General features: G+C 35.6%; 21 protein-coding genes and 3 pseudogenes. 20 read left to right on the forward strand and 4 right to left on the reverse strand.

Annotated elements, in window-relative coordinates; genetic code table 11:
- Window positions 1–373: 373 nt before the first annotated feature.
- From LC087_RS00975 to LC087_RS00990, 4 genes are read left to right on the forward strand one after another with little or no spacing between them, the layout of a single operon-like run.
- A complete protein-coding gene (locus tag LC087_RS00975; protein ID WP_226539328.1) occupies window positions 374–1,114 on the forward strand; it encodes an ABC transporter ATP-binding protein in 741 nt (246 codons plus the stop codon).
- Window positions 1,107–2,324, forward strand: a complete 1,218-nt coding sequence (locus LC087_RS00980) for an ABC transporter permease (RefSeq protein ID WP_226539327.1) — start codon at window positions 1,107–1,109, stop codon at window positions 2,322–2,324. Before LC087_RS00975 ends, LC087_RS00980 begins: the two co-directional genes overlap by 8 nt.
- Before the next feature lie 26 nt (window positions 2,325–2,350).
- A complete protein-coding gene (locus LC087_RS00985) occupies window positions 2,351–3,043 on the forward strand; it encodes an EcsC family protein (RefSeq protein ID WP_226539326.1) in 693 nt (230 codons plus the stop codon).
- 15 nt (window positions 3,044–3,058) lie between these two features.
- Window positions 3,059–3,418 (forward strand): hypothetical protein, encoded by a 360-nt coding sequence (locus tag LC087_RS00990; RefSeq protein WP_226539325.1) that lies wholly within the window; start codon window positions 3,059–3,061, stop codon window positions 3,416–3,418.
- A gap of 56 nt (window positions 3,419–3,474) precedes the next feature.
- Here the strand turns inward: LC087_RS00990 and LC087_RS00995 are convergent, their stop codons facing one another.
- Window positions 3,475–3,984 carry an antibiotic biosynthesis monooxygenase family protein gene (locus LC087_RS00995; protein ID WP_226539324.1) on the reverse strand — a complete coding sequence of 170 codons (510 nt, stop codon included), beginning with the start codon at window positions 3,982–3,984 and terminating at the stop codon, window positions 3,475–3,477.
- A 376-nt stretch (window positions 3,985–4,360) separates the two neighbouring features.
- On the opposite strand from LC087_RS00995, the gene LC087_RS01005 reads away from it, so the two are divergent.
- Complete coding sequence (locus tag LC087_RS01005; RefSeq protein WP_226539323.1) at window positions 4,361–4,768, forward strand: DoxX family protein; 408 nt, start codon at window positions 4,361–4,363, stop codon at window positions 4,766–4,768.
- 213 nt (window positions 4,769–4,981) lie between these two features.
- On the opposite strand, the gene LC087_RS01010 is transcribed toward LC087_RS01005, so the two are convergent.
- Window positions 4,982–5,884 carry a DMT family transporter gene (locus LC087_RS01010; RefSeq protein WP_226539322.1) on the reverse strand — a complete coding sequence of 301 codons (903 nt, stop codon included), beginning with the start codon at window positions 5,882–5,884 and terminating at the stop codon, window positions 4,982–4,984.
- Between the two features lie 149 nt (window positions 5,885–6,033).
- Here LC087_RS01010 and LC087_RS01015 point away from each other — a divergent pair.
- Window positions 6,034–8,164 (forward strand): annotated as a pseudogene (locus tag LC087_RS01015) (transglycosylase domain-containing protein).
- Window positions 8,165–8,209: 45 nt separating this feature from the next.
- Here LC087_RS01015 and LC087_RS01020 read toward each other — a convergent pair.
- Window positions 8,210–8,536, reverse strand: a complete 327-nt coding sequence (locus LC087_RS01020) for a DUF4359 domain-containing protein (RefSeq protein ID WP_226539320.1) — start codon at window positions 8,534–8,536, stop codon at window positions 8,210–8,212.
- Between the two features lie 197 nt (window positions 8,537–8,733).
- Between LC087_RS01020 and LC087_RS01025 the strand changes: the two genes are divergently transcribed.
- The 7 genes from LC087_RS01025 (at window position 8,734) to LC087_RS01055 (ending at window position 17,686) form a co-directional block, all read left to right on the forward strand.
- Window positions 8,734–10,110, forward strand: coding sequence for a DUF1254 domain-containing protein (locus LC087_RS01025; RefSeq protein ID WP_306019823.1), 1,377 nt, complete (start codon window positions 8,734–8,736; stop codon window positions 10,108–10,110).
- A gap of 520 nt (window positions 10,111–10,630) precedes the next feature.
- Window positions 10,631–11,662: a uroporphyrinogen decarboxylase gene (gene hemE / locus LC087_RS01030; RefSeq protein WP_226539318.1), complete on the forward strand. Its 1,032-nt coding sequence runs from the start codon at window positions 10,631–10,633 to the stop codon at window positions 11,660–11,662.
- 144 nt (window positions 11,663–11,806) lie between these two features.
- Window positions 11,807–12,745: a ferrochelatase gene (hemH, locus tag LC087_RS01035; RefSeq protein WP_226539317.1), complete on the forward strand. Its 939-nt coding sequence runs from the start codon at window positions 11,807–11,809 to the stop codon at window positions 12,743–12,745.
- A 19-nt stretch (window positions 12,746–12,764) separates the two neighbouring features.
- Window positions 12,765–14,171: a protoporphyrinogen oxidase gene (gene hemY, locus LC087_RS01040; protein WP_226539316.1), complete on the forward strand. Its 1,407-nt coding sequence runs from the start codon at window positions 12,765–12,767 to the stop codon at window positions 14,169–14,171.
- A gap of 176 nt (window positions 14,172–14,347) precedes the next feature.
- Window positions 14,348–15,370: a LacI family DNA-binding transcriptional regulator gene (locus LC087_RS01045; RefSeq protein ID WP_226539315.1), complete on the forward strand. Its 1,023-nt coding sequence runs from the start codon at window positions 14,348–14,350 to the stop codon at window positions 15,368–15,370.
- 374 nt (window positions 15,371–15,744) lie between these two features.
- Window positions 15,745–16,092: a hypothetical protein gene (locus LC087_RS01050; RefSeq protein ID WP_306019824.1), complete on the forward strand. Its 348-nt coding sequence runs from the start codon at window positions 15,745–15,747 to the stop codon at window positions 16,090–16,092.
- A 613-nt stretch (window positions 16,093–16,705) separates the two neighbouring features.
- The gene (locus LC087_RS01055; RefSeq protein ID WP_226539313.1) at window positions 16,706–17,686 is read left to right on the forward strand and encodes a phosphotransferase enzyme family protein; all 981 of its coding nucleotides are present in this window, start codon (window positions 16,706–16,708) and stop codon (window positions 17,684–17,686) included.
- A 258-nt stretch (window positions 17,687–17,944) separates the two neighbouring features.
- Here the strand turns inward: LC087_RS01055 and yhfH are convergent, their stop codons facing one another.
- A complete protein-coding gene (yhfH, locus tag LC087_RS01060; RefSeq protein ID WP_226539312.1) occupies window positions 17,945–18,073 on the reverse strand; it encodes a protein YhfH in 129 nt (42 codons plus the stop codon).
- Between the two features lie 186 nt (window positions 18,074–18,259).
- Between yhfH and LC087_RS01065 the strand changes: the two genes are divergently transcribed.
- From LC087_RS01065 to aceB, 7 genes and pseudogenes are all read left to right on the forward strand, one after another.
- Entirely contained in the window at window positions 18,260–18,991 is a 732-nt protein-coding gene (locus LC087_RS01065) for an MBL fold metallo-hydrolase (RefSeq protein ID WP_226539492.1), read from the forward strand.
- 15 nt (window positions 18,992–19,006) lie between these two features.
- Entirely contained in the window at window positions 19,007–20,002 is a 996-nt protein-coding gene (locus tag LC087_RS01070) for a lipoate--protein ligase (protein WP_226539311.1), read from the forward strand.
- A 406-nt stretch (window positions 20,003–20,408) separates the two neighbouring features.
- Window positions 20,409–21,956 carry a fatty acid--CoA ligase family protein gene (locus tag LC087_RS01075; protein WP_226539310.1) on the forward strand — a complete coding sequence of 516 codons (1,548 nt, stop codon included), beginning with the start codon at window positions 20,409–20,411 and terminating at the stop codon, window positions 21,954–21,956.
- 2 nt (window positions 21,957–21,958) lie between these two features.
- Window positions 21,959–22,726 carry an enoyl-CoA hydratase-related protein gene (locus LC087_RS01080; protein WP_306019825.1) on the forward strand — a complete coding sequence of 256 codons (768 nt, stop codon included), beginning with the start codon at window positions 21,959–21,961 and terminating at the stop codon, window positions 22,724–22,726.
- Window positions 22,727–22,782: 56 nt separating this feature from the next.
- Window positions 22,783–23,028 (forward strand): annotated as a pseudogene (locus tag LC087_RS01085) (aminoglycoside phosphotransferase family protein); the annotation flags it as partial.
- 180 nt (window positions 23,029–23,208) lie between these two features.
- Window positions 23,209–24,465 carry a M48 family metallopeptidase gene (locus LC087_RS01090; RefSeq protein WP_226539308.1) on the forward strand — a complete coding sequence of 419 codons (1,257 nt, stop codon included), beginning with the start codon at window positions 23,209–23,211 and terminating at the stop codon, window positions 24,463–24,465.
- Between the two features lie 459 nt (window positions 24,466–24,924).
- Window positions 24,925–26,524, forward strand: a pseudogene (gene aceB / locus LC087_RS01095) (malate synthase A).
- The last annotated feature ends 8 nt before the right edge of the window (window positions 26,525–26,532 follow it).

A 26,532-nucleotide genomic window follows, 5' to 3' on the forward strand; every position in this document is an offset into this window, starting at 1 on the left:
AACGATGGACACTCTTCTTATCTGTTCGTTACAAAACTTTCGTTAGAACGATTAGATGCTTATATTACAGCTAAGTTGTCCTTGACAAACACCTCATTTGCATGTTAGTGACCTTGACAAGACACAATCCTGTTCAATGCGACCATCCCCTTGTTAATAAGTGGACATCCTTCATCGGTACATCATGTTTCAACTTTACTGATTTTTTACATCAAGTTGTTTAAATAATAAGTGTTACCCCTCTTCATAAATTATCATGCCCCGCTCTCTAAATAATATGTAAAATGATTTATTTTTTTCTCAAAGGAAGAAAAGTGCAGGACAGTTTGTTAAAATAAAAAGAAAAATCCGTAGAGAGGGTAGAAAAGAACTCATGACATTATTAAAAGTAAATGATATTACAGGTGGTTATACGAGGAATCCTGTTTTAAAAGGAATCTCCTTTGAAATAAATGCAAATGAAATTGTAGGTTTAATTGGTTTAAACGGTGCTGGAAAAAGTACAACGATCAAGCATATTATTGGTTTAATGAAACCTCATAAAGGGACGATTTCGATTAATGATCGAACTTTTTCTGAAGACTCAACTTTTTATCGAAGTCAATTTAGTTTTATTCCTGAGACGCCTATATTGTATGAAGAACTCACCTTACATGAACACCTTCGCTTAACAGCAATGGCATATGGCATTGAAGAAAAAGAATTCGAGAAAAGGCTTTCTCCTTTGTTGAAGGAATTTCGTATGGAAAAACGATTGAAATGGTTCCCAGCACATTTTTCAAAAGGAATGAAGCAAAAAGTAATGATTATGTGTGCTTTTCTAGTGGAACCATCACTTTATATAATAGACGAGCCTTTTGTAGGGTTAGATCCACTGGCTATTAATTCTTTGCTTGAGAAGATGGATAAAGCAAAGCAAGAGGGCGCGGGAATCTTAATGTCGACTCATATTTTAGCAACAGCAGAACGATATTGTGACAAGTTTATTATTCTTCATGAAGGGGAGATCCGCGCAACTGGAACGTTAGCTGAATTACAAGAAAAATTCAAAATGCCTGGTGCAACTTTAGATGATATTTATATTCAGTTGACAAAGGAGCAAGAAAATGAATAGTGTTGAAGAAATTTGGAAAAAGCGTCTATTAAAGCATTATGAAGAAATGCAGAAATACTTGAAGTATATGTTGAATGATCATTTGTTGATTGTTCTCGTTATTTTGGCAGGTGCAGCAGCTATAGGGTATTCCAATTGGCTGACTGACATTCCAGAAGGGTTTCCAACGATTTGGGTGATTATTTTTTCCTTTACACTTCTGTTAACATTTGTTGGTAATCGAACATTGTTGGAAGAGCCAGACCAAATTTTTCTGCTTCCGTTAGAGGAAAAAATGTCTTCATATTTTCGTTCAGCTTTAGTTTTTAGTTTTGTCACACAAATGGGGTGGATGTTACTAGTCGCCGTTATTTTAGCCCCATTATATAGCACGGGTACTTCCTATAATGGAAACGATTATCTGTTCTTACTCCTTCAATTAGTCCTAATAAGAGCTTGGAACCATTATATGATTTGGATGTTTATTCATTACATAGATGGAGGACCTAAGTGGATTGATTCTGCTTTAAGGATCGCCGTTAATTTTGTCGCCGTGTTCCTTATTGTTCAGCAATCATGGTTGTTAGCAATTGTTGTTTACATCGTGATGATCGGTTTGCTTTTGTTTTTTAGAAAAATGACTATCTCCAAACCTATTCGATGGAACTATCTTATCGAAGAGGAGCAGAAGAAACAGCAACGCTTTTACCGTCTTGCGAATTTATTTACTGATGTGCCGCATGTGAAAAATGAAGTGAAGCGCAGAAAAATCTTTGACTTTGTTTTAAGGATGATTCCATTTCAAAACAAAGAAACCTTTCGCTTTTTATATACAGCATCTTTCTTGCGATCAGGAGATTATATAGGACTTTGGTTTAGATTAACGGTTATTGGAGGTCTCTTTTTGATTTTCATGGACTTGCCTATATGGGGAATTGCGCTTTTAATTGTTGCTATTATTTATTTAACAGGCGTTCAATTGTCAGTGTTGTATAAAAAATATGATTTTTTAATCTTACCGGATCTTTATCCTATCCTTAAAGAAGAGAAGCGTGCAAATTTCTCTCGCTTGCTATTTGTATTATTGGTCATTCAAGGATCCATTTTATCCATTGTTTCTTTGGTAAGTGTTATGTCTATTTTTAGTCTCCTTGTATTTTTGGCGCAAGGGTTGTTTGCTTATTTTCTTGTGTATCAATATATTTTAAAGCGTTATTTAAAAGAAATTTAAAGGGTGAATAATAGGTGGATCAAAAAATGATTGATGAAACTATTCTTTGGCGGGAGAAGCAGATTCAAAAAGAAACGATGTTTATGCGTGCTTCCAAACAAATGCAGAGAAAGGTAAATTCATATATCCCAGAGAAAGCACATGAGGCGATTACGGTTAGTCTTAAATCGTTAATTGAGGCAACATTAGAGGGGTCAAGATTTATAAACAAACTTACGCCTATGGAGGAAAAGTTTACTTTTGAAGAAAAAGAGCTTGCTTTTGAAGCACTAGTTAAATCATACCAGCGTACAGCAACAATCGAGGGAGTTACTACTGGAGCAGGGGGATTGCTTTTAGGATTAGCCGATCTCCCTTTGTTTTTATCGATCAAGATGAAGATGTTATTTGATTCTGCCCAAATTTATGGATTAAATGTAAAAGCGTATGAAGAGCGTGTCTATTTGTTAACTGTTTTTCAATTTGCCTTTTCTAGCCATCCTTATAGGAAGGAATTAATTAATCGTATGGAGAACTGGGATGAGTATAAGAGGAAGGTAAATGAGGTCAATTGGCGAACGTTACAACAAGAATATCGCGATTTTATTGATTTAGCGAAAATGCTTCAAATCATGCCAATCATTGGGGCGGCGGTTGGAGGTGTCGCGAATCATCGTATTACAAAACATTTGGGGGAGTATACGAAATATAGCTACAGACTTCGATTTCTTGATTTGTGAGGATAGGGGGAGACGTTGAAAAAGAAGAAAGCTATTTGGTTCATTTTGATCCTTTCGTTATGTCTATTTATAAGTGGTTCTTGGGTATTTTTCAATTATGTAGAGTCAGAAAAATTAGATCGTTTTCCTGTTCCTAAAAATTTGAATGTGATTGATAGTGGTGAAGACTTTGAATCATATGAGCTAAAGAGAGAAGCTGTTATTTGCGGAATGCCAACTTCTTATCGCTTTTATATCAAAGTAAGCGGTTGGGAAAAAGTATCACAAATGGGTACGTTATCGACCTATCAAAAAGGAAATGAAAAGGTCGATGTCATTTGTCAACATGACCATATTTCTATTTTTAAGGAGAGTATGAAAGAGATGGCTGAATAGTTTTGTAAAAAAAAGCATGGCGAAAATTAATCACTATTTCAACCATGCAAATGGGTTTATTCCTCTTCTATTAAGTGGAATTTTGTAACGTATGACGGGCGCGGGAAAATGGATTGTTGGTCAATTCCATCAGATGTGCCTCTTTTTTTATGAGCGTGATTATAAGCTTTGGAGGATTGCCAGTTTTCAAAAGCTTCTTCTGACTCCCATAACGTTAAAATTACGTAAGTGTCACTGTTGATAGGGCGTAAAACTCTGATAGCAACAAAACCAGGTTCTTTTTCAATTAATCTGGCCCGATCTTTAAAGCGTTTTTCGAACAAAGGTTTCCCTTCAATCGTGACAGGAATATTGTTTAATACAGCAAACCTTCCCTTTTCTTCGATGATTCCTGAAGAGTCAATGACTTCATAGCGTTTAGGTTCATTAAAAATCGACGCTTGTTCACTTTCATACATAATCATCGCCGTATGTTCATTTTCCATAAGCTGCATTGGAAGGTTTGGATGATCCCTTTTTACTTTTTCTAAATAGTCTGCCGTTCCATAAGTTATGTAGTAGTTCACTCTCATCACCTCTATCATAAAGTATAGCATTTATCCAGCTTTGTTCAATTATTATGATTATTATGGTGATTAGTTTAACCAATGTATTAACTTGTACCCAAACGGTACTGATATAGGTGAACGTGTTAAATTTTATAAAAAGACATTTGCCTTACAGGAAGCATTACATGGTTTAGAAAATAACGATAATAAAGCGTTTTTGAATGGAATAAACCACTATCGATGATATCTACAAGTAAACAGATTCAAATGAGTTTTGTAGAGCTTCAAGAGTGTACTAACTTATTAAATATGATAGAATATGGCATGGTCTATTTATGGAAAATTAAGCAAAAAAGTAGACTTATATTTTAGGAGAATGCGAGGGTTTTAACATATGAGAAAAGGGAAAAAAGTATTGAAGGTCATCGGACTGATTTTATTCTCACTTTTCTTCTTTTTAGCAGGAGTGTCCCATTTTACCGAAGCACAAGGATTTTCGAGAATGCTTCCTGAGTTCGTTCCTCTAAGAGAAGAGATTGTTTATATTACAGGAATGATTGAATTCATCTTGGCTGTCCTTTTGCTAATTCCAAAGACTCGTCAAAAGACAGGAATCGTCACGGCTATTTATTTAGTTTTAATTTTTCCGGCGAATATATACGCAGCTATTAAAGGAGTTCCTGCTCCTAGACAAGAAGAGACTAATCAAGTGTTGCTTTGGGTCAGACTATTGTTTCAGCCACTTATGATATGGTGGGTATTAGTTGTAAGTAAGATCGAAAAAAGAGATCGGGTATTTTAAACACCTGGTCTTTTTTGTTTTGAAATGTTAACCCCCCTTTTTTACAAGATCAGAAAGTATAAATTTTGTCCTTTATAAGAGAGTGCTTTCATCGTTGTCTAACTCCATCGCCCAGCAACTCGTTTAGTCATACGAGGTGACTGTTCTTAGTTGACGTTCCAATTGTTGTGCGTCGCTAAACAGGCGCTTGCGCTTTTCTTACAAATAACGCTTCTATTTCTCTTTTATTGTTGCTCTTTGAATCAAGGTTTTCAAAAAAGGAGATAATAATACACAACCTATACCACCATATGTAAGCACAAGTCCGAATGTCTGCAATGGAGTAGCTCGAAAGTTTGTCATTAACATATCTAGGGAGATTGCAACAGCAGGATCTAAAAATAGTAAAGCAGAAGTAACGGAGGAAGATAAGTGACGTATGCTTGCGAAAAATAGTAAATAAACGATGCCTGTGTGAACAATCCCCATAATGAAAACGGCAATCCAATTAGTCAAACTCAGATGAAGGAACTTGTCATAATGAACAAATGGAGATAGTAATAACATCCCAATTGATATTTGAATAAAAGAAGTAGCATATGCACTAAGAGATGAGATGCTTTTTCCAATTAGAGTGAGTATTGCATAAAAAAGAGCGGCTAATAGTGCCCAAAGAAATCCCGATGAAAGAAAGCTAGATAAAGAATGATCATATCCCATGATCATAATGGTTCCGGTAAAGCATAAAAAAATGGAGAGAACAGAAAGCCTGGTTAGTTTTTCTCGAAAAAAGAAACTTCCTAACAATAAAACAACAACAGGAGCTAAATAATAGATGGACACCGTTAATGTGACAGGCAAGTTTTCAAAGGCAAGAAACAAGAAAATCCAATTCAATACTAGTATGACACCACCAATTAACACTTTGATTCCTTCGTTAAAACTCCACTTTTCATTTCTAGGACCTCCTTTTACCACCCATAAACAACCTAAGAAAAATGCACCAAATACACAACGTATGAAAACAAGCTCTAGGGGCTGTAATTCGGTTTCAGCTGCAACAAAGCCAATGGAACCAAAGATTGACATGACTGTAGCCAACCCAATAATGGAATACCATTTAATCCTATTATTCATTATTCCCCCTCCTTTTCCTAAAACACTCATAATAAATCCTTATTTTACTAATAATAAGAAGAACTGTCTATAGATTATTTAAATAGTGAAAAATACGACGAAAACTGGCATACTGTAGGTTACATAAACTAGCATGAAGGAGCGAAATTATGAAGAAAAAAATACTGTTTAGTTTAATCCTCTTGTTTATATCCTTCAGCTTATCTTTATTCGTTTATTTGGTTGTCATCCTTCTCGGTGATTACGTTGTTGATGAAAAAGAGCTTGTATTCAATCAATCGACTACCATTGTTGACTTAGAAGGAAAAGAAGTGACGAAGTTATTTATTGAAAATAGAGAGTTAGTTGAAATTGATGATATTCCCCCTCACGTTCAACAAGCCTTTATCGCTACAGAAGATCAACGTTTTTATGAACATCATGGGTTAGATTTATCTGCAATTGGTCGTGCACTCGTTAAAGATATGATCGCTTGGGATAAAGTTGAAGGTGGGAGTACCATTACACAACAACTTGCGAAAAATGTCTTTCTTACTAATGAAAAATCATTTTTACGAAAAACTAAAGAAGCCATCATTGCAATAAATTTAGAGGATAATTATAGTAAAGACAAGCTACTTGAGATGTATTTAAATAAGATCTATTTTGGTCATGGAGCATATGGAATTCAAGCAGCTGCTCATTATTTTTTTCAAAAAGATGTGGAGGAACTATCGCTAGAAGAAGGAGCTTTACTAGCAAGTTTACCAAAGGCCCCCTCTAACTACTCACCCATTGATGAACCTAAAAACAGTAAACAACGAAGAAATCTAGTTTTATCATTGATGGAGGATCAGGGGCATATAACAGCAGAGGAAGCGGTTAAAGCTCAAAGAAAAAGTTTGTCTATAAATATAGGTGATCATAACAATCAGCAGTTTTTGCAATCTTATATAGATATGGTTATTCAAGAAGCGGAAGAAAAGTATTCTCTTTCAAGTGAAGAGCTTTATAAAGGAGGCTATACGATTGTCGTACCATTGAACTTGGACGTACAAAAAAACGTCTTTTCAATTATTTGAGAATCAAGATTATTTTCCAGCGACGGACGATCAAGTTCAAGGAGCATTTGTGCTACTAGACAATCAAACAGGAGGAGTTATTTCAGCGATAGGAGGACGTAATTATATTCGAAATGGATTTAACCGTATTGATATGAATCGACAACCTGGTTCACTTTTTAAACCTCTCGCAGTATATGCTCCTGCTATAGAAGAGAATACCTTTACACCATATTCATTATTAAAAGATGAAGAGAGGTCATATGAGTCTTATAGTCCGAAAAACTATGATGGTATATACGAAGGAGAGGTCAGCCTTTATAATGCTCTCGTTGAAAGTAAAAATGCTCCAGCCGTTTGGGCTTTAAATGAATTAGGAATAGATAAGAGTGTAGAGTATATCGAGAAGAATGGAATAAAAATTCAAGACAATCAAGGGTTAGCCATCGCATTAGGAGGACTAACTAAAGGTGCATCTCCCCTTCATTTAGCTAATGCTTATCGCACATTCGCTCAGCTTGGTCAATATAGCGAGCCCTATTTTATCGAGAAGATAGTAAATGAAGACCAGGAGATAATTGCTGAAGTGAAAAAGGAGAACCAATTAGTATACTCACCGCAAACGGCTTGGAATATGACAAGAATGCTAGAGGATGTTGTGAAAAGAGGGACAGGTCGTGAGGGTGATTACCCAGGTTCACTCGCTGGAAAGACAGGTACAACCTCCTATCCTGCTGTTGAAGGTGCTTCTCGAGATGCTTGGTTTGTTGGGTATACACCAGAAGTAACGGGGACGGTATGGATGGGATACGATCAAACGACAAAAGAGCATTACCTAAAAGGTGGTAGTTCTTATCCGACCATACTATTTAAAGATATTTTAACCATGTCAAACCTTGAAGTAACGCCTGTCTTTAAAGTCCCTAACGAAGTTAACGATTTGGAAGAACCCATTCGAATCGATTCATTGGAACAAGTGACGGCAAAATATAGGTTTACCCCCTTAAAATTATTTGCGGTTGAAATACACTGGGAAAGTCAAGCTGATCAAAGAATACAATATAGGATTTATAAAAAAGAAGGGGATGAAGAAAAATTGGTTGAGACGGTTATTGGTGATAATAAGATAGACATTCCTTATATAAATATACTTTCTGATTCTCTTTATAAGGTTGTTCCTTTTAACTCGCAAACAGGTCAAGAAGAGGGTGGTTCAAAATATATCAAACCTAGCTGGTAGCAGTTAGAAACAATTTAAGAGTGAGGATAGTGTAAAACGATCTTTTCACTTTATACTAATAGGAATAAAATTGTTATATAAACCAATCACTTTCAGTTCTTTATCATTTAAACTGGTTGTATAAACTTTCAAAAAAAAGTAGTCTTCTACGAATGTGTTGTCAGCGATAATTTTTTCCCCTAGAAGTTGTAAACCAACCTCTTTTAGGGGATTTTCTTCAGCTTCTCTCTCAGAAATAAGTTCTAATGCCCATTCATCATACTCATAATCGGCTGGCTTAGTTAAGTACATAGTCGAGCCTAGAAATATTAGTGAAGTGAATAGAATAAGGAAACCTTTCTTTTTAAGATGTTTAATATTCAAGTATTTCATAGATAAATCCTCCTTGATATGAAAATGAGTCTATTAAATTTTAAAATTCGATTATGAACTGATTGTGAACAGAGTGAGTTATTTAAGTGCAAAATAATCAACTTATTTCATTTGATAATTGGATAAAAAATGCAGGTTGATAAGACAATAAGATAGAGTAGGTTTCCACCTAGTATAAAATATCAAGGAGGGAAAAAATGAAATTAAAAAGTCTTTTCATTTTTTTACTGATACTTAGTTACTTATCACCGTCTTCAATTAATGCAAATGAGATCCCTAAAATAACAAATGAGAATTTTCTTGATGAAATAGATGTCTCATCTGAAGAAACGTTGGCTTATTTAATTGGATTGAAGGCCTATATTTATGGTTATCCAATAGTGGAATATGAACGGACAAAACAAGAGCTAATCAAGACTAGAGCTTCTATTAATGAATTTTATTATTCAGAGAAACTAGATACTCCATCTTATGCAGACATTGTTTCACCAAATGCGGATACATTATATTCATCGGCATGGTTAGATTTGTCACAAACACCAATCATCTTAACGATTCCTGAAAACAAAGAAGATCGTTTTTACACCGTGCAAATGTTAGATAGTTATACGAATACATTTAAAAATGTACCAGGGGTAGGAGGGAGTAATGAAGAAAAGCAATATGTAATTGTAGGACCTAATTGGAGCGGAGAAGTGCCAGAAGATATAGAGGTTCTTAAAGCACCTACAAATTCTATTTGGCTTTTAGGTCGTACAGAAGTAGGAGAAGACGTGCAAAAAGCGATTGAATTAGAAACAGGTGTGAAAATTAAAAAGCTGATTCCCTTCGCGGGCAATCAACCAATTATTGAGGTACCTAGTGATGTTTTTACTTCATTATCGTTTTTTGATGTTATGGTCCAATCTATGCAACAAAATCCTCCGCCGACGTCTGAAGAATCTCTTCTTAACCAATTTGCAAAGGTAGGTATAGATGTAAACAAAGGTTTTGATGAAGCAAACTTAAGCGATGAAGTCAAAAGCGGTTTGGAACGTGCAATAAATGATGCACCGAAAATTATTCAAAACAGCTTTCCTCTCAATTTAAAAACGACAAACAATTGGGGCTATGCGAAAGTCATTGGTTCTTATGGGGAGGATTACTTAGCAAGAGCCTACATAACGTATTCAGGCTTTGAAGCAAATGTAAAAGAGATACAAACGTATTTAAGGTCTTATACGGATCAATCAGCTGAAAAATATGATGGGAAAAATGTGTATAGGATTCATTTTGAAAAAGAGGAACTTCCCGATGTTGAGGCATTTTGGTCGATCACGATGTATAATCAAGACATGTATTTAGTAGAAAATGAAATGAATCGTTATTCCATTGGATCAAATACAGAAGGGTTAAAGTATAATGAAGACGGTTCTTTGGACATTTATATGAGTCATGAACCTCCTGAAGGGAAAGAGTCAAACTGGCTACCAGCTCCTTTAGATGAATTCAATCTGATCACCCGTCTTTTTGAACCGACAGAAGAGACATTAAAAAAACTGTACTTACCAGCAGTGAAGAAAGTAAATGATTAATTTACTGGGTAACCATTTCAATAGGAAATGGCTACCTATATTCTAGTTTTCATATTGTCTCGCTCCGAAACACAGGTTTCTAGGGTGGAGATGGATCTACTCGTAATTAGGAGATCTTCCACTGCATTTTAATATCGTTGCCCACAGGACGTCGATGAACAGGAGGTTCTAGTATCAACGTTACCACAGGACGTCGATGAACAGGAGGTTCTAGCATCAACGTTACCACAGGACGTGGCTGTATTTAGTTGATGATCCTTTTTTAGGTTGATGATCCTTTTTTAGATTTATAATCCTTTTTTCGGATGATACTCCTATCTTAGTCGTCGTCGCTAACCGGGCACATCTGCTTTTCTCATTGTGATTGTATTCACATTTTGTCTAATTTTTGACACATTTCGTCACTGGGTATACAACAATCTATGAAAACGTTATAGTTTATAAGGGGAAAATGCACACATTTAATATTATTATAAAAAGAGCGATCCATTTTTGGGCTAGAGAAAGGTAGTGGAAGGCTATGTTTAATGACACTTTTATAAAGGCGTGTAAGGGAGAAAAGACCGATCATATTCCAGTCTGGTATATGAGACAAGCGGGTAGGTCTCAAAAGGAATATCGAAAAATTAAAGAAAAATATGGGTTATTTGAAATTACTCATCAGCCTGAACTGTGCGCATATGTGACACGTTTACCGGTTGAACAATATAATGTAGATGCCGCTGTTTTATACAAAGATATCATGACTCCTCTTCCAGCCATAGGTGTGGATGTAGAGATAAAATCGGGGATTGGACCTGTTATTGATCAGCCCATCGAATCGATTCATGATGTTGAAAAACTTGGAGAAATTAATCCTGTTGAAGATATACCTTATATACTAGACACCATTAAACTGTTGACAACAGAACAGCTATCCGTTCCATTAATTGGTTTCTCTGGAGCTCCCTTTACATTAGCAAGCTATATGATAGAAGGTGGTCCTTCGAAAAATTATCACAAAACGAAAGCATTCATGTATTCTCAGCCAAAAGCATGGTTTCTTTTGATGGACAAGCTAGGAGACATGGTTGTTGAATATGTAAAATCACAAATTCATGCAGGTGCTGGGGCGATTCAAATTTTTGATTCATGGGTAGGAGCCCTAGGTGTTGAAGATTATCGAATGTACTGCAAGCCTATTATGAATCGAATCTTCTCCCAATTGAAAAATGAAAAAGTTCCTTTTATTATGCACGGAGTGGGTGCAAGCCACTTAGCAAAAGATTGGAATGACCTTCCTCTAGATGTAGTTGGACTTGATTGGAGAATGTCTATTAAAGAGGCGAGACAAAAAGGCATTGATAAAACGGTGCAAGGAAATTTAGATCCATCCGTATTATTAGCACCATGGGAATATATAGAAGAGAAAACGAAGAAGATTTTAGATGAAGGAAAAGAAAATGGTTCCATGATTTTTAATTTAGGACATGGTGTATTTCCAGAAGTTAACCCAGAAACGTTAAAGCGCCTCACTGCTTTTGTTCAAGAATATTCCAAAGTAAATGATTAATTCTATTTGAGCATGAAATTATATTTATTATTTTTTTATAATAAGACTAAATAGTTGTCTATTTAGACATTTAAATGGCAAAATAGAATGGGGATTAATTATTTATTTTATGTATAAATAACATCATTTGAAGAGGTGGACATTTTGGTGAGAAAAAAGATGGGTTTACTTGTGATGGCTTATGGAACACCATACAATGAGGAAGATATCGAACGTTATTACACGCATATACGTCGTGGACGAAAACCTGAGGCACACCATCTTGAAGATTTAAAAGAACGATATCAAGCAATCGGAGGAATCTCTCCGCTTGCACAAATTACATTAGATCAAGCAAAAGGACTGGAAGAATATTTAAATGAGCAACAAGACCAAATAGAATTCAAAATGTATTTAGGTTTAAAACATATTGAACCTTTTGTAGAAGATGCTGTGGAGCAAATGCATAAGGATGGTATTGAAGAAGCTGTAAGTATCGTTTTAGCTCCTCACTTTTCAACCTTTAGCGTCAAATCATATAATGGTCGTGCCAAAAAAGCGGCTGAGGAATTAGGAGGCCCTTCCATTACATGTATCGAAAGCTGGTATAGAGAACCAAAGTTTATCCAATATTGGGCGGATAAAGTAAAGGATACGTTCTCATCAATGTCAAAAGAGGAAAGAGAAAAAGCCGTTCTTATTGTTTCTGCTCATAGCCTTCCTGAAAAGATTATTGCAAATGGAGACCCTTATCCTGACCAGCTCCAAGAAACAGCCGATTTGATTGCTCAATCAGCGGGTGTAAAGAATTATGAGATTGGATGGCAAAGCGAAGGGAATACACCGGACCCATGGTTAGGTCCTGATGTACAAGATTTAACCCGCGATTTGTATGAACAAAAAGGCTATCGCTCGTTTGTCTATACTCCAGTTGGGTTCGTAGCAGATCACTTAGAAGTGTTGTATGATAACGACTATGAATGTAAAGTTGTAACGGATGAGTTAGGTGCTGCATACTACAGACCTGAAATGCCAAATGCGAAGCGAGAGTTTATTGATTGCTTAGCGGATATCGTATTAAAGCATCTTGATATGAAATCATAGGTTAAAGAAGGCGATATAAATGACTGAACAAGTAGTAATCATAGGCGGTGGAATCACGGGATTATCCGCTGCTTTTTATCTTCAAAAACAAATAAGAGAAAAGCAGTTGCCACTAAAAATTACCTTAATCGAAGGAAATGATCGATTAGGAGGAAAAATTGAAACGGAAAAACGAGATGGTTTTGTCATTGAACGAGGTCCAGATTCTTTTTTAGAAAGAAAAACAAGTGCTGGACAATTAGCCAAAGATGTTGGCCTAGGAAATGAGCTTGTCAATAATGCAACCGGTCAATCATATGTCCTCGTGAAGGATAAACTTCATCCAATTCCAGAAGGTTCTGTGATGGGAATACCAACAAATATCGGACCTTTTGTTACTTCTGGTCTTTTTTCTTTTCCTGGAAAGATGAGAGCTGCGGCAGATTTTGTTTTACCTGCCCATGAAGTAAACGGGGATCAATCTTTAGGGAAGTTCTTTAGAAGAAGATTTGGAAATGAAATCGTTGAAAATTTGATAGAACCTCTTTTATCAGGAATATATGCAGGGGATATTGATGACCTTAGCTTGATGGCTACATTCCCACAGTTTTATCAGTTAGAACAAAAGCACCGTAGTTTAGTTTTAGGTTTGAAAAAAATGCAAACGATGAAGAAAAATGATAAGCATAGCCCGAAAAAAGGGATCTTCCAAACGTTAAAATCGGGTCTTTCTAGTCTAGTTGAAGAAATTGAAAAGCAACTGACGGATGTTACGATTCAGAAAAATACCACGGTGAAAACGATTCAAAAGCAAGGGAATCAATCCATTATTACTTTAAGTGATGGTGGATCAATAATAGCTGACCATATTATTTCTACAGTGCCACATTATTTATTGACGAATATGATTGATTCGATTTCATCGATTTCTTATTTTGATAAGATGCCGGCAACCTCTGTCGCAACGGTAGCGATGGCTTTTCCGAAAGATCGAATTCAAGGATTAATGAACGGGACAGGATTTGTTATTGCTCGTAATGCAAAGTATTCTATTACAGCTAACACATGGACTCATAAAAAATGGCCGCATACAACTCCAGAAGGAAAAGTATTACTGAGAGCCTACGTAGGCAAGCCTGGAGCAGAAGGGATCGTTGACAAATCAGATGAAGAAATTGTCAATGAAGTTTTAGATAATTTAGGTCGCATCATAAAATTAACAGGAGAGCCCGACTTTTCAATCGTGACAAGATTAAAAGAGTCAATGCCACAATATTTAGTCGGTCATAAAGAAAACCTTGAAAAAATTGAATTAGAAATGAGCAAGCAGTATCCAGAAATCATTTTAGCAGGAGCTTCTTTTAAAGGTTTAGGCATACCAGATTGTATTGACCAAGGAAAAGAAGCAGTTGAAAAAGTCGTGAATCGAGTCCTTCAGCCTGTGTAATAGGAGAAACAAAAAAGTTTAGAGTTATGTTCTCTAAGCTTTTTTGTTTATTAAGAAATAGTTCATATTGTTTTGAACATTACCTTCTCAAATTTAAGAAATGGAAAAATAGTTTACAAAAAATAGATAAACTTTGCTAAAATAAAATGAAAACGATTTCAAATGGAGATGGGATAATGGCGACAATTGAGGATGTTGCAAAACTAGCAGGGTTATCAAGAACAACGGTATCCAGAGTTATTAACAATCACCCTTATGTTTCACAAACGAAAAGACAACAAGTGTTGCATGCAATGAAAGAGTTAGGGTATGTGCCGAATTCATCCGCGCGGAGCCTTCGAAATCAACGAACGGGAATCATCGCAGTACTCATACCGAGAGTGACAAATTTATTTTTTAGTAAGTTTATAGAGACGCTAGAGATTACGATTTCAAAGTCTGACTATCAATTAATAGTATGCCAAACGCAATATTCTAAGGAAAAAGAATTGACCTATTTAGACCTGCTTAAAACAAGGCAAATTGATGGTGTTATCATGGCATCCTTAGAGAATGATTGGAAGGAAGTCCATCCATATCTTCAATATGGACCCATCATCCTTGTGAATGAATATGAAGAAAAAGCCGATGTTCCTACTATATCTTTAAACCAAAAGCGAGGAGCTTACGAAGCAACAGAACATTTAATCAAACTAGGTCATAAAAGAATCGCTTATTGCTGTGGCCAACATAAAAGTAATGTGGCAAAGGAAAGAGAAAAGGGTTTTAAACAAGCCTTAATCGATTATCAGCTAATAATTGATGAAGAACTTACTTATAGAAAAGCAGATGATATTGAGAGCGGAAGAGAAATTATTAAGAGTATCATTCATTTACAAAAACCACCTACAGCCATTTTTACTGGCTCAGATGAGGTTGCTGCGGGAATCATAGCCGAAGCAAAAAGGGTTGGATGGTCCATTCCAGAAAATTTAGCTGTCGTTGGTTTTGATAATCAACCGATTGCTGAATTGTTGCAACCGCCAATTACAACCGTTCATCAACCTGTTCAGGAAATGGCAGAAAAAGCAGCACTTGTTTTATTCAACAAGATACATAACAAAGTTTCAACAGAAATCCTCTCTCTTCCTTTAAAACTAATCATTAGAGCTTCTACAGTTGGAGAGGAGAGTGAGGTGAAAGAAATGGTGTCTCGTTAATAGAGGCACTGCTTTTTTAGATTTCGAAAGTACCTGAGTAATAGCTAGTGCTTGTTATAAACCTACTATAAGTGCGTGTTCAAAAAAAAAGGGGGAAAAAGAGTCAAGAAGAACGAGGTGGTGTACTTAAGGAACATAGGCTAAAATCAACCACTTCGCGCGAGTTAACCCCTGTGCTAGCATATCGTGTGCGCCTGAGGAGCGGAAAAGAAAGCCAACAAAATTATTCGACGGACAACTACGGAACATCATCTAAGTTCAGCCACGTCCTGTGGCAAACGATGATGTTAGACCATCCAGGCCATCGTATGAATTTTTGAATAACCTCTATAATAGATAACCATATTCAATCATGGTTTTATAGGAGAGTAAAGATGAAAAAATTTTTTGGACAATGGTATATTGAAAAGGGTATTAGGAGTCAGGTATTAGACATTAAACCAAATGGGGATGTGATTATTTGCAGGTGGGCTGAAAGGCGGGGGAATAAACAGACCTTTTTTATTCAATCAACCGGAACTGGTATAGAATGCACAGATTATTTAATTGTTGCACGTCCAATTAATGATCATCTTAAATCCTCTACTTCTAAAGGTGGGGTCTGTATTTATTCTCTTTATAAAGGGGAATTGTTCATTTTTGCTAGCATCATGGGCTACACAAGACATGCTTTCAAAAGGTTGTGGATATCTTTTCAGAGAAAAAGGGTACAAAGGATTTGAAGGAACTTATCATGCAAGATATTATCATCAAAAGAAGAGTATTCATCTAAAGGTAAAGATAAAAAGGTTGATGAAATATTTCACATTACAATGGTTAAAAAATGATGTAATTGTCAATGAAGGTATAGGGAGAGAATTGGGAGGAAAACTTATTATAGCATGGGGAGAACCTACTATACCATTGGAATTGAATAGCTTATCTCTGAAGGAAACGAACGGTGAAATAATTCTACAACGAGATTACATTTCCTCACTCAATAATAACCTTACCAGTAAATATTTATACAAAAAAAGATATTGATAGTGTGTGTTTAAAAAGATAGAAAAAAAGGACGCTGAATAGAAAAGCTGAATCCCTTTGCTCACATCCTGGCCATCGTAGGACTTTTTAAATAGTCATATTAATTATTTTAAGAAAAAATGATTGAGATGAGGTGTAATGAAATATTTAACAGATCGAAGCATTGGATTTCACATTATAGAAGGAATTCATATAGCTTTATAGAATCTTAACATTTGAGGAGGTTTCCAAAATGTTTTTTTTCTTTTTATAATCCTAATTTAGTAATTGATAATTTATATGAAAATTACTAAATTAAAAGGATGTATTACTATGACAAAATTACAAAAAGAATACCATAATATTGCGGAATTGGCCATTGAAAAGTATGACTTAAGAATAAAAGACTTATCCTATTTTACAGAAGAAACTAATATATTCTTTAAATTAACTGACTATTACGATAATCAATATCTCCTAAAAATATTTCAGGAAGAATCAAGTACATTAGAAGATAATTTAGTTGAAGTATTTTTTATAAGTATGATTAATAAGGATAATAATGTATCAATCCCTAACATCATTAAAGGAATTAATGGAGATTATATTCAACTTATTGATTCTAAATTTTTCTCTAATACAAAAAGAGTAATCCTATACAGTTGGTTAGAGGGAGAAGACTTAGATGAAAACGAGAACGAAACCCGTTTTATGCAATTAGGTGAAGTTACAGCATTAATGCATAATACAACGATGGGATTGACATTACCAGAATCTATGATTCCAAGAGTTTGGGATAAAGTTTTTTACTATAAGGGTGAACAACCAGTATATAAAAATCAACAATATCAGAAGCACATATCCATGGATAACATTGAATTACTAGATAAATTCATCCCCTATCTTGATGAGAAATTAGCTATGTATTATAAGGAAGGTAAAAACAACCTTCAATTAATACATGCAGACCTCAATCCGTGGAATATTATGGTCGACAAAGGTGATATGCATGTCATTGATTTTGAAGACTCGATGTTAGCCTTACCAATCCATGATATTGCAAATATGTTGTTCTATTACCGATATGATGACCGTTTTGAATATGAGAATGTTAAACAATTGTACTTCCGTGGATACGAAAGAGTACGACCATTACCGAAATTTAATGAGTTCGATCTGGACTTATTAATGACGGCTAGAAGGGTTAATTTTATAAACTATGTTCTTTTAGTTGAGGATGATCCACGTTCCTACATTGAAAAAAATATTGGAAGAATTCATGACTTTTTAAATAAATATCAGGTTGAACTGTGAAGAGTTAAGTTAGGATTTATGCCTGTTTGGGTTAATTATACTTAAACAGGCTTTTTTTGTGGACGTTTGCTTATGGGGATGATTACAAGGTTTGATAAAGGAATTAAGTTCCTATGATGAGGGATTAGAAATAACGAAAAACTAGTGGAAAATCATTCATAATTGTTTATAGATCAAACCCCTCACAAATTCCTAATGGAAAAGGTGAGGGGTTATTTTTACAATTATTATACTGTGGTTAAGGGATAGACTCTGCTTTTATTTAACACAAAGACATTCGTTACAAGTGTTTCCATAGCATTCATGTTGTTCATTGATTTCCTTGCCACAAGATGAGCATTTTTTACGAGGTAATTTATTTAAAAATTCAGTCATTTTAACTAACATTCGAAATCGCCTCCTGATTTATTGTAACTTTATTGTATTATAACAGATTTATAAAGTCAACGTCTGTTTTAATACAATTTTCACCATCCTCTAAAAATAGACATTGGTTCTTTTCAAGTGCTTTCGATTTTTATCTCGATTGGGTATAGTAAAGAAGGGATGAAATTCATTAAAGGTGTTGATTTGATGAAAGTAACTGTCATTGGCTTTTGGGGTGGATATCCTAATAAAGGAGAGGCCTCATCAGGCTATTTAATTGAGTCTGCCAATTTTAAATTATTAGTTGATTGTGGAAGTGCTGTTTTATCTCAGCTTCAAAAATATATCGCAATAGTGGAAATAGATGCCGTTATTTTATCTCATTATCACCACGATCATATCGCTGATATTGGACCGCTTCAATATGCTAGGTTGATTCAACAGAGTGAGGTGAATAAAATATTACCCATTTACGGACATCCTTTTAATCAAGAAAAATTTCAATGTCTTTCTTATAAAGATGTTACGTGTGGGACCGCCTATCAACCGAATCGTCTATTAACGGTTGGACCATTTTCGATTTCATTTTTGCAAACGGATCACCCTGTTGATTGTTATGCGATGAGAATTTCTGATGGAAATGCTACAATTGTTTATACAGCGGATTCAAGCTTTAAAGAAGACTTTATTCCTTTTGCAAAAGAAGCGGACTTGTTGTTATCAGAATGTAATTTGTATGCGGATCAAAATGGTGCGCCGATTGGGCATATGACAAGTACAGAAGCAGCCAACATTGCTCAAAAAGCAAAAGTGAAAGAGTTATGGCTCACCCACTTACCTCATAGCGGGGATCTTAACCAGCTAATAGAAGAAGCGAAAACGGTTTACGACGGAGCGGTTTCATTAGCTGAAGAAGGGAAAACAACACAGATAAACTGAGGAGGAACTGTCGTCATGTATTTCATAGATAATCAAGGAATAACAGATCCTAAAATAAACTTAGCTATAGAAGAATATTGTCTCTCAAATCTAAATAAAGACAATACATATTTACTGTTTTATATAAATGAACCGAGTATTATTATTGGAAAGAATCAAAATGCCGTTGAAGAGATCAATACAAAATATGTGGATGAAAAAGGAATTAACGTCGTTCGTCGTCTTTCAGGTGGAGGAGCAGTGTACCATGACTTTGGAAACTTGAATTTTAGTTTCATTACGAAAGACGATGGAAATAGCTTTTACAATTATAAGAAATTTACCGATCCAATTGTTTCAGCACTAAACAAATTAGGTGTCTCAGCACAGCTAAGTGGCCGGAACGATATCCTTGTAAATGAGAGAAAGATTTCTGGAAATGCACAGTTCACAACGAAAGGTCGAATGTTTTCTCATGGAACACTTCTGTTAAATTCTGACATTGAACAAGTAGTTTCAGCATTAAATGTGAAAAAGGATAAAATTCAATCAAAAGGGATCAAATCTATTCGTAGCAGAGTAGCTAATATTGCTGAGTTTTTAAAGGAAGATCTAGCGATGGAAGAGTTTAAAGAGCTTCTTTTGAAATCGATTTTTAACGTGCAAAATGTAGAAGAAGTTCCATGCTATCAATTAACGGAATCAGATTGGAAGGGGATAGAGGAAATTTCAAAAAAACGTTACGGTAATTGGGATTGGAATTTTGGAAAATCACCAAAGTTTAATTTGCAACACTCTCATCGTTTTCCTATCGGACAAATTGATGTACGTTTGAATGTCATTAAAGGAGTCATTGATGATATTAAAATTTACGGGGACTTCTTTGGGATTGGTGATGTGGCTGAGGTTGAACAATTGCTGCAAGGAATAAAGTATGAACGTGAATCGATTGTGGCTGCTTTGTCTAATATGGATGTTAACCATTATTTTGGTAATCTATCAAAAGAAGAATTTATTGATTTAGTTTATTAAAAAAGCGCAAGCGCCCGTTTAGCAACGAATGATGAGGAACGTCAACTAAGTACAGTCACTTCCTGTGACTAACGCCTGCGCTAGCATATCGTGTGCGTCGGAGTTGCTGGGCAATGGAGCTAGACAAAAATAAAAGCACCATCCGAATAAGGACAGATTTTTATTCTTTCTTACTCAGTAAAAAAGGAGGCTATCCCTCCTTTTTTTCAACAAATTTTTTAATAACACTTGAGGGAATTTTTTTCATTTACTATAATATATTCAGAACTTTTTTTAAATTAAACTCAACTTAATGATTAGAGTGCATGTTCAAAAGAAAAAAATATTTGAACACACTTGATAAAGGGGTAAAATTAAGTAGAGAAAGAAAAGTGAATGACCAATCATTCAACAAGGGGTGGGAGAATTGAATTTACCGAAGAAGTTAGCCGAAACTGCTGCAATTCATCAAGAGAAACCTGCTTATTTATTTATGGACAAAGAAACGAGTTATGCTGAGTTAAATGCTTCTGTTTCAATGTTCGCTTCAAGCTTGGAAAAAATGGGTGTTCAAAAAGGGGACCACATCGCTTTGATTGTGGGAAATACACCACATTATGTGATCGGTTTATATGGCGCTCTTCGATTAGGAGCGACAGTCATACCGGTAAATCCGATTTATACACCAGATGAAATGGGCTACATTTTAAACAACGGTGATGTAAAACTTGTCATTACACTTGATAAGCTGTTACCTTTATTTGAAAAAATGGAGAAAGCTCTTCCGAAAGTTGAAACAATCGTCTATTGTGAAACAGGCGAAACGGTGAATGAAGATGCTTACCCACAAATTAAAACAAAAATGAAACCGTTTACAAAATGTCTTGGTATGGGAGACCCTCGTTACCAAGGACCTGAGTTAAATGAAGAAGACGTTGCGATGATTCTTTATACTTCAGGTACGACTGGTAAACCAAAAGGAGCCATGCTTACTCATCGCAACATTTATGCGAATGCAAGTGATGTTGCTCAATATTTAAAATATGATAAGAGTGATAAAGTAATAGCTGCTTTACCAATGTTCCATGTATTTTGCTTAACGGTTGCCTTGAATGGTCCTTTAATAAGTGGGGCAACAGTTGTTATTGTACCGAAATTTAGTCCTGCGGAAATTTTCAGATTAGTAGAAACATATAAAGTAACGGTATTTTCAGGGGTTCCGACGATGTATAATTTCCTTCTTCAATATGAAAATGGAAAACCAGAAGCTTTCGAATCGCTAAGGGTGTGTATTTCTGGTGGAGCTTCTATGCCAGTCGCTCTTTTAAAAGGTTTTGAACAGAAATTTAACGTCATGGTTTCTGAAGGTTATGGTCTATCAGAAGCGTCTCCTGTTACAGCATTTAATCCTTTAGATCGTCCTAGAAAGCCTGGTTCAATCGGAACAGATGTAATGGGCATTAAAAATAAAGTCGTCAATGAACTTGGCGATGAAGTAGCTCCTGGAGAAGTGGGCGAACTTGTCGTGCAAGGTCCTAACGTAATGAAAGGGTATTATAAAATGCCTGAAGAAACAGAGCATACGATCCGTGAAGGATGGCTTTATACAGGCGATTTAGCGAAAATGGATGAAGAAGGTTATTTTTACATTGTTGACCGTAAAAAAGATTTAATTTTAGTTGGTGGGTATAATGTTTACCCTCGTGAGGTAGAAGAAGTATTATACGATCATAAAGATGTCATTGAGTGTGCCGTGTTTGGCGTGCCTGATCCTGAACGTGGAGAAGCGGTAAGAGCGTTTGTTGTGTCAAAAAACCCCGAATTGAAAGAAGAAGATTTACAAATCTTTTTGGGTGAACATTTGGCCAAATATAAATTACCGAGTAGTATAGAATTTTTAGAAGAACTTCCTAAAAATACGACAGGGAAGATTTTACGTAGAGCGCTAAAACAAAAAGTGTTACAGGAAAGTTAATGATGTCAACGATTCTTTGTGAGAAAAAGAACCATGTTGCTACGATTACAATCAACCGTCCGGAGAGTTTAAACTGTTTCAATTATGAAACCATTATCGAGTTAGATCGCGTAATCGATGAAATTCGGATGAATTCAGAAGTTCGTGTAGTGGTTGTTACAGGTGCTGGTGAAAAAGCATTCAGCACAGGTGCTGATTTAAAAGAACGAAAAAATTTATCAGATGAACAAGTCATTAGAAATTTAAACAAAATGGGGGAGCTATTCACGAAAATTGATGAGCTTCCTCAGCCGACCATTGCACTTATAAATGGTTATGCCTTTGGCGGTGGACTTGAATTAGCGTTGGCATGTGATTTTCGAATTGTTCACTCAGATGTGCAGTTAGGGTTAACAGAAACGAGTTTAGCTATTATTCCAGGTGCTGGAGGTACGCTGCGTTTACCGAGATTAATTGGTGAAGCGAAGGCACTGGAGCTGATTTTAACTGCTAAGAGATTAACAGGTGAAGAGGCTTTTAACTATGGAGTAGTGACAAAAGTCGTTCCAAAAGAAAAACTACAGACCGCTTGTGATGAGCTAATTAATCAACTACTAGCGAACGGTCCCATTGCCCTCAAACAGGCTAAGTTTTCCATTAAAAATGGAATGAAAGTAGATTTGCAAACGGGATTGAAGATTGAGAGAAAAGCTTATGAAATCACAATACCAACCGAAGATCGAAAAGAAGCATTAAGAGCCTTTCAAGAAAAACGAAAACCTAAATTTTAACCGAAACCCTACGGCTCGACCGTAGGGTTTTAACGTATAAAAAAGGAGAGATAGAATTGGATTTAGGTGAACCTATAGCCGTTGGAAATACCGCAAAACTATACTTGTATAAAGGTGTGGTTGTTAAAGTTTTGAATGACTATTTACCCGAAACAGAAGCATTATATGAAGCAAATAAACAAAGATTTGCTTATTCATCTGGGTTGCCTGTTCCTAAAATAATGGAGGTAACCAATGTAAATGGAAAACAAGTAATAATTATGGAGTACATCCAAGGGGAAAGCCTAGGTGAACTTTCATTGTTGTCTAGCATCATCGTTAGTTAACAGGACGTGGTTACTTTAGATGATGTTCCTACATTTGTTGTCGTTCCTAAACGGTCACTTGCGCTTTTCTTTTACCCTCTTTTAAAACAAATAGTTCTAACTTTTAATAAATGATCTACAATAATACTATAGGCTTGTATACAAGGAGGGTTACGCTTGAGAAGAGGCTTAACTTTATCAGTTATTATCTACTTTATATATGGGTTATTTTTTTATTGGTATTTATTTATGAGTAACGATATTGCTATACCAGAAGCTTATAAAGGGACGGCAGCTGATCCTGAAACGTTTATGAATGCAAGGGAACTTATGCTCACTGAAGAGTATTCTAACATTAAAAACTTCCTGTACTTTGTATTAATTCCCTTTGAATGGTTTATCTTTTTTGTTTTTTTAATTGTAGGGGGATCAAAGTGGCTACAAAAAGCTTCAACGACAGCCACAAGTGTTTCATTTATTCAAACGGGTCTTTACTTCTTTTGGTTATCGCTGTTAGTTAATGTTATTTCCTTTCCCGTTGAATGGCTGAGTTATCAAATATCTTTATCCTATAATATATCGACACAAGCAACCGGAGACTGGATCAATGACCAAATCATCGATTTTTTTGTGAATTTCCTGTTAATGTGGATCATGATGGCTGTTCTTTATACACTCATTCGTAAATTTAAAAAACGTTGGTGGCTTTATGCGTGGCTCTTATCGGTTCCGTTTTCCTTGTTTTTAATGTTCATTCAGCCTGTCATACTGGACCCTCTTTATAACGAATTTTATCCTCTTCAAGATAAAGAGTTAGAAAAAAAAATCTTGTCTTATGCAGAGCAAGCGAATATCCCAGCCGATCACGTCTATGAAGTAGATATGTCCGAGAAAACAAACGCATTAAATGCTTATGTGACAGGAATAGGTGATAATTCAAGAATTGTCTTGTGGGATACCACCTTAGAGCAGTTAACTGAAGATGAAATTTTGTTCATCATGGCCCATGAGATTGGTCACTATGTTATGCATCATATTTATATCGGAATAGCTGGCTATTTGGTTCTCTCCTTTGTAGGGTTATATTTAATTTATCGCCTAATGAATTTAATTGTTGACAGATGGGGCTCGTATTTCAAGGTTACCGAAGTGAGCGACTTGTCATCTCTTCCCTTGTTTCTATTGCTCTTGGGGATGCTTAGTTTTATATCATCTCCTGCCGAAAACTATGTCTCCCGTTTTCAAGAAAAGAGTGCGGATATGTACGCAATTGAAATGACAGACAATCCTGAAGCTGCGGTTATGTCTTTTCAAGAATTATCGAGGGCAGGATTAAGTGAAGTACACCCTCCAGCGCTTGTAAAGTTTTTTAAGTATAGTCATCCAACCTTGTTAGAAAGGATTAATTATATTGGTGAAACAGAAGAGGAGTAATTGTGACTGATAAATAAAATGATACAATTATCACAATTTGATTTGGTACGCTTTTTTTCAGTTAGAAACGTGCGTTTTACATGGAGAAGCAGGCATAATAGCCTTCCATATTATTGAAAGGACTGGAACTATGCTAGGACCGTATTATTAAAGAATTGTGTCCGTAAAGGCTTCAAGTCAAACGACATGGAATGAGAACTAATTACCAATCAAAATAGCGAAACCTGTACAACTTTAAATATCGCTCACAGTAATGGGTAAACTACTCTAGGTTATTGACCTTTGAGTAGTTTTTTTCTGTTTCTAAAGTCCTTGTTTTAAAAGAGTATTGAAATTTTTCTAGTAATTTATGAAAAAAGTTTCTCTAAGTACTTCCATTTCCGAATAATCTGTTATATATTAATAGTGTAGAAAAAAATCTGTACTATAACAAATAGCAAAGGATGTGACAACGACGGGATGGAGACTTATACGTCATCAGGCTTAAAAGTGATCGGAAAACTCAATGATCGCTATGATGAAATATTGACAGACGATGCTTTGAATTTTGTTGCTAAACTCGAGTCTCATTTTGGTGAAAGACGGAAACAGCTTCTTGAAATGAGAGTAGAACGTCAAAAAAAATTAGATGCTGGTGAAATGCCAACATTTTTAGAAGAAACTAAACATATTCGTGAAGGGGACTGGACGGTAGCTTCTTTACCGAAAGATTTACTCGATCGTCGAGTAGAGATAACAGGTCCTGTTGATCGAAAAATGATTATAAACGCTCTCAATTCTGGAGCGAAAATGTTTATGGCTGATTTTGAAGATGCTACATCACCTTCTTGGGGCAACATTATTGATGGGCAAATCAATTTAAAAGATGCCAATAAAAGAGAAATCGACTTCACAGCCGAAAATGGAAAAGACTATAAGCTCAATGAAGAAATTGCTACCTTAATTATTAGACCCCGTGGTTTACATCTAGAAGAGAAACATATTGTACTAGGAGATGAACCGATTTCTGGTAGTTTGATGGACTTTGGACTATATTTCTACCATAATGCGAAAACATTATTAGCGAATGGAAGCGGTCCATACTTCTACCTTCCGAAACTTGAAAGTCATTTAGAGGCACGCTGGTGGAATGATGTATTCGTTTTTGCTCAAAATTATTTAGGTATTCCACAAAGTACAATTAAAGCAACAGTTTTAATTGAAACGATTTTAGCTGCATTCGAAATGGATGAAATCTTATACGAATTAAAAGAGCATTCAGCTGGATTGAATTGTGGAAGATGGGACTATATCTTCAGTTATATTAAAAAGTTTCGTAATCATAAAGAAGTGATCTTACCAGATCGTGCTGAGGTAACAATGACGGTTCCGTTTATGAGAGCCTATTCATTATTAGCCATTAAAACGTGTCATAAGCGGAATGTGCATGCTATGGGGGGAATGGCAGCACAAATACCCGTTAAAAATGATCAGCAAAAAAAATGAAATAGCCTTTGCCAAAGTACTGGCAGATAAAGAAAGAGAAGCAACAGACGGTCATGATGGAACGTGGGTTGCCCATCCAGGTTTAGTTCCAGTAGCATTAGAAGCCTTTGATAAGGCGCTTGGAGATAAGCCGAACCAGATTGATAAAAAACTAGAGGATATTACGATTACAGCAAAACAGCTGGTTGAAATTTCTGAAGGGAATATTACAGAACAAGGGGTAAGAACGAATATTGATGTCGGTATTCGCTATATCGCTTCATGGCTTAGCGGAAGAGGAGCTGCTCCGATTCACAATTTAATGGAAGATGCAGCAACGGCTGAAATTTCTCGTGCTCAAGTATGGCAATGGATTCGCCATCCAAAAGGGGTATTGGTAGATGGAAGAGATATTACCATTGAACTATACGAACAGTATCTAGGTGAGGAATTACAAAAAATTAAGCAAGAATTTGGAGAGCAAGCTTTTAAAGAGGCTCGTTTTGAGGAAGCGAGTAAGCTATTTGATCAGCTCGTTAAAAATGATCAATTTGATGAGTTCTTAACGTTACCGGGGTATCAAAAACTATCATAAATAAATTG

The sequence above is a fragment of the Bacillus carboniphilus genome, from assembly GCF_020524035.2.
Taxonomy (GTDB): Bacteria; Bacillota; Bacilli; order Bacillales; family JAIVKR01; genus Bacillus_CC.

What these genes read in the sequence shown, in the direction of transcription:
- LC087_RS00975 (WP_226539328.1), top strand. Translation starts at nt 374, where the DNA reads ATGACATTATTAAAAGTAAATGATATTACAGGTGGTTATACGAGGAAT.
- LC087_RS00980 (WP_226539327.1), top strand. Translation starts at nt 1,107, where the DNA reads ATGAATAGTGTTGAAGAAATTTGGAAAAAGCGTCTATTAAAGCATTAT.
- LC087_RS00985 (WP_226539326.1), top strand. Translation starts at nt 2,351, where the DNA reads ATGATTGATGAAACTATTCTTTGGCGGGAGAAGCAGATTCAAAAAGAA.
- LC087_RS01005 (WP_226539323.1), top strand. Translation starts at nt 4,361, where the DNA reads ATGAGAAAAGGGAAAAAAGTATTGAAGGTCATCGGACTGATTTTATTC.
- LC087_RS01010 (WP_226539322.1), bottom strand. Translation starts at nt 5,884, where the DNA reads ATGAATAATAGGATTAAATGGTATTCCATTATTGGGTTGGCTACAGTC.
- LC087_RS01020 (WP_226539320.1), bottom strand. Translation starts at nt 8,536, where the DNA reads ATGAAATACTTGAATATTAAACATCTTAAAAAGAAAGGTTTCCTTATT.
- LC087_RS01025 (WP_306019823.1), top strand. Translation starts at nt 8,734, where the DNA reads ATGAAATTAAAAAGTCTTTTCATTTTTTTACTGATACTTAGTTACTTA.
- hemE (WP_226539318.1), top strand. Translation starts at nt 10,631, where the DNA reads ATGTTTAATGACACTTTTATAAAGGCGTGTAAGGGAGAAAAGACCGAT.
- hemY (WP_226539316.1), top strand. Translation starts at nt 12,765, where the DNA reads ATGACTGAACAAGTAGTAATCATAGGCGGTGGAATCACGGGATTATCC.
- LC087_RS01045 (WP_226539315.1), top strand. Translation starts at nt 14,348, where the DNA reads ATGGCGACAATTGAGGATGTTGCAAAACTAGCAGGGTTATCAAGAACA.
- LC087_RS01050 (WP_306019824.1), top strand. Translation starts at nt 15,745, where the DNA reads ATGAAAAAATTTTTTGGACAATGGTATATTGAAAAGGGTATTAGGAGT.
- LC087_RS01055 (WP_226539313.1), top strand. Translation starts at nt 16,706, where the DNA reads ATGACAAAATTACAAAAAGAATACCATAATATTGCGGAATTGGCCATT.
- yhfH (WP_226539312.1), bottom strand. Translation starts at nt 18,073, where the DNA reads ATGTTAGTTAAAATGACTGAATTTTTAAATAAATTACCTCGTAAAAAA.
- LC087_RS01065 (WP_226539492.1), top strand. Translation starts at nt 18,260, where the DNA reads ATGAAAGTAACTGTCATTGGCTTTTGGGGTGGATATCCTAATAAAGGA.
- LC087_RS01070 (WP_226539311.1), top strand. Translation starts at nt 19,007, where the DNA reads ATGTATTTCATAGATAATCAAGGAATAACAGATCCTAAAATAAACTTA.
- LC087_RS01080 (WP_306019825.1), top strand. Translation starts at nt 21,959, where the DNA reads ATGTCAACGATTCTTTGTGAGAAAAAGAACCATGTTGCTACGATTACA.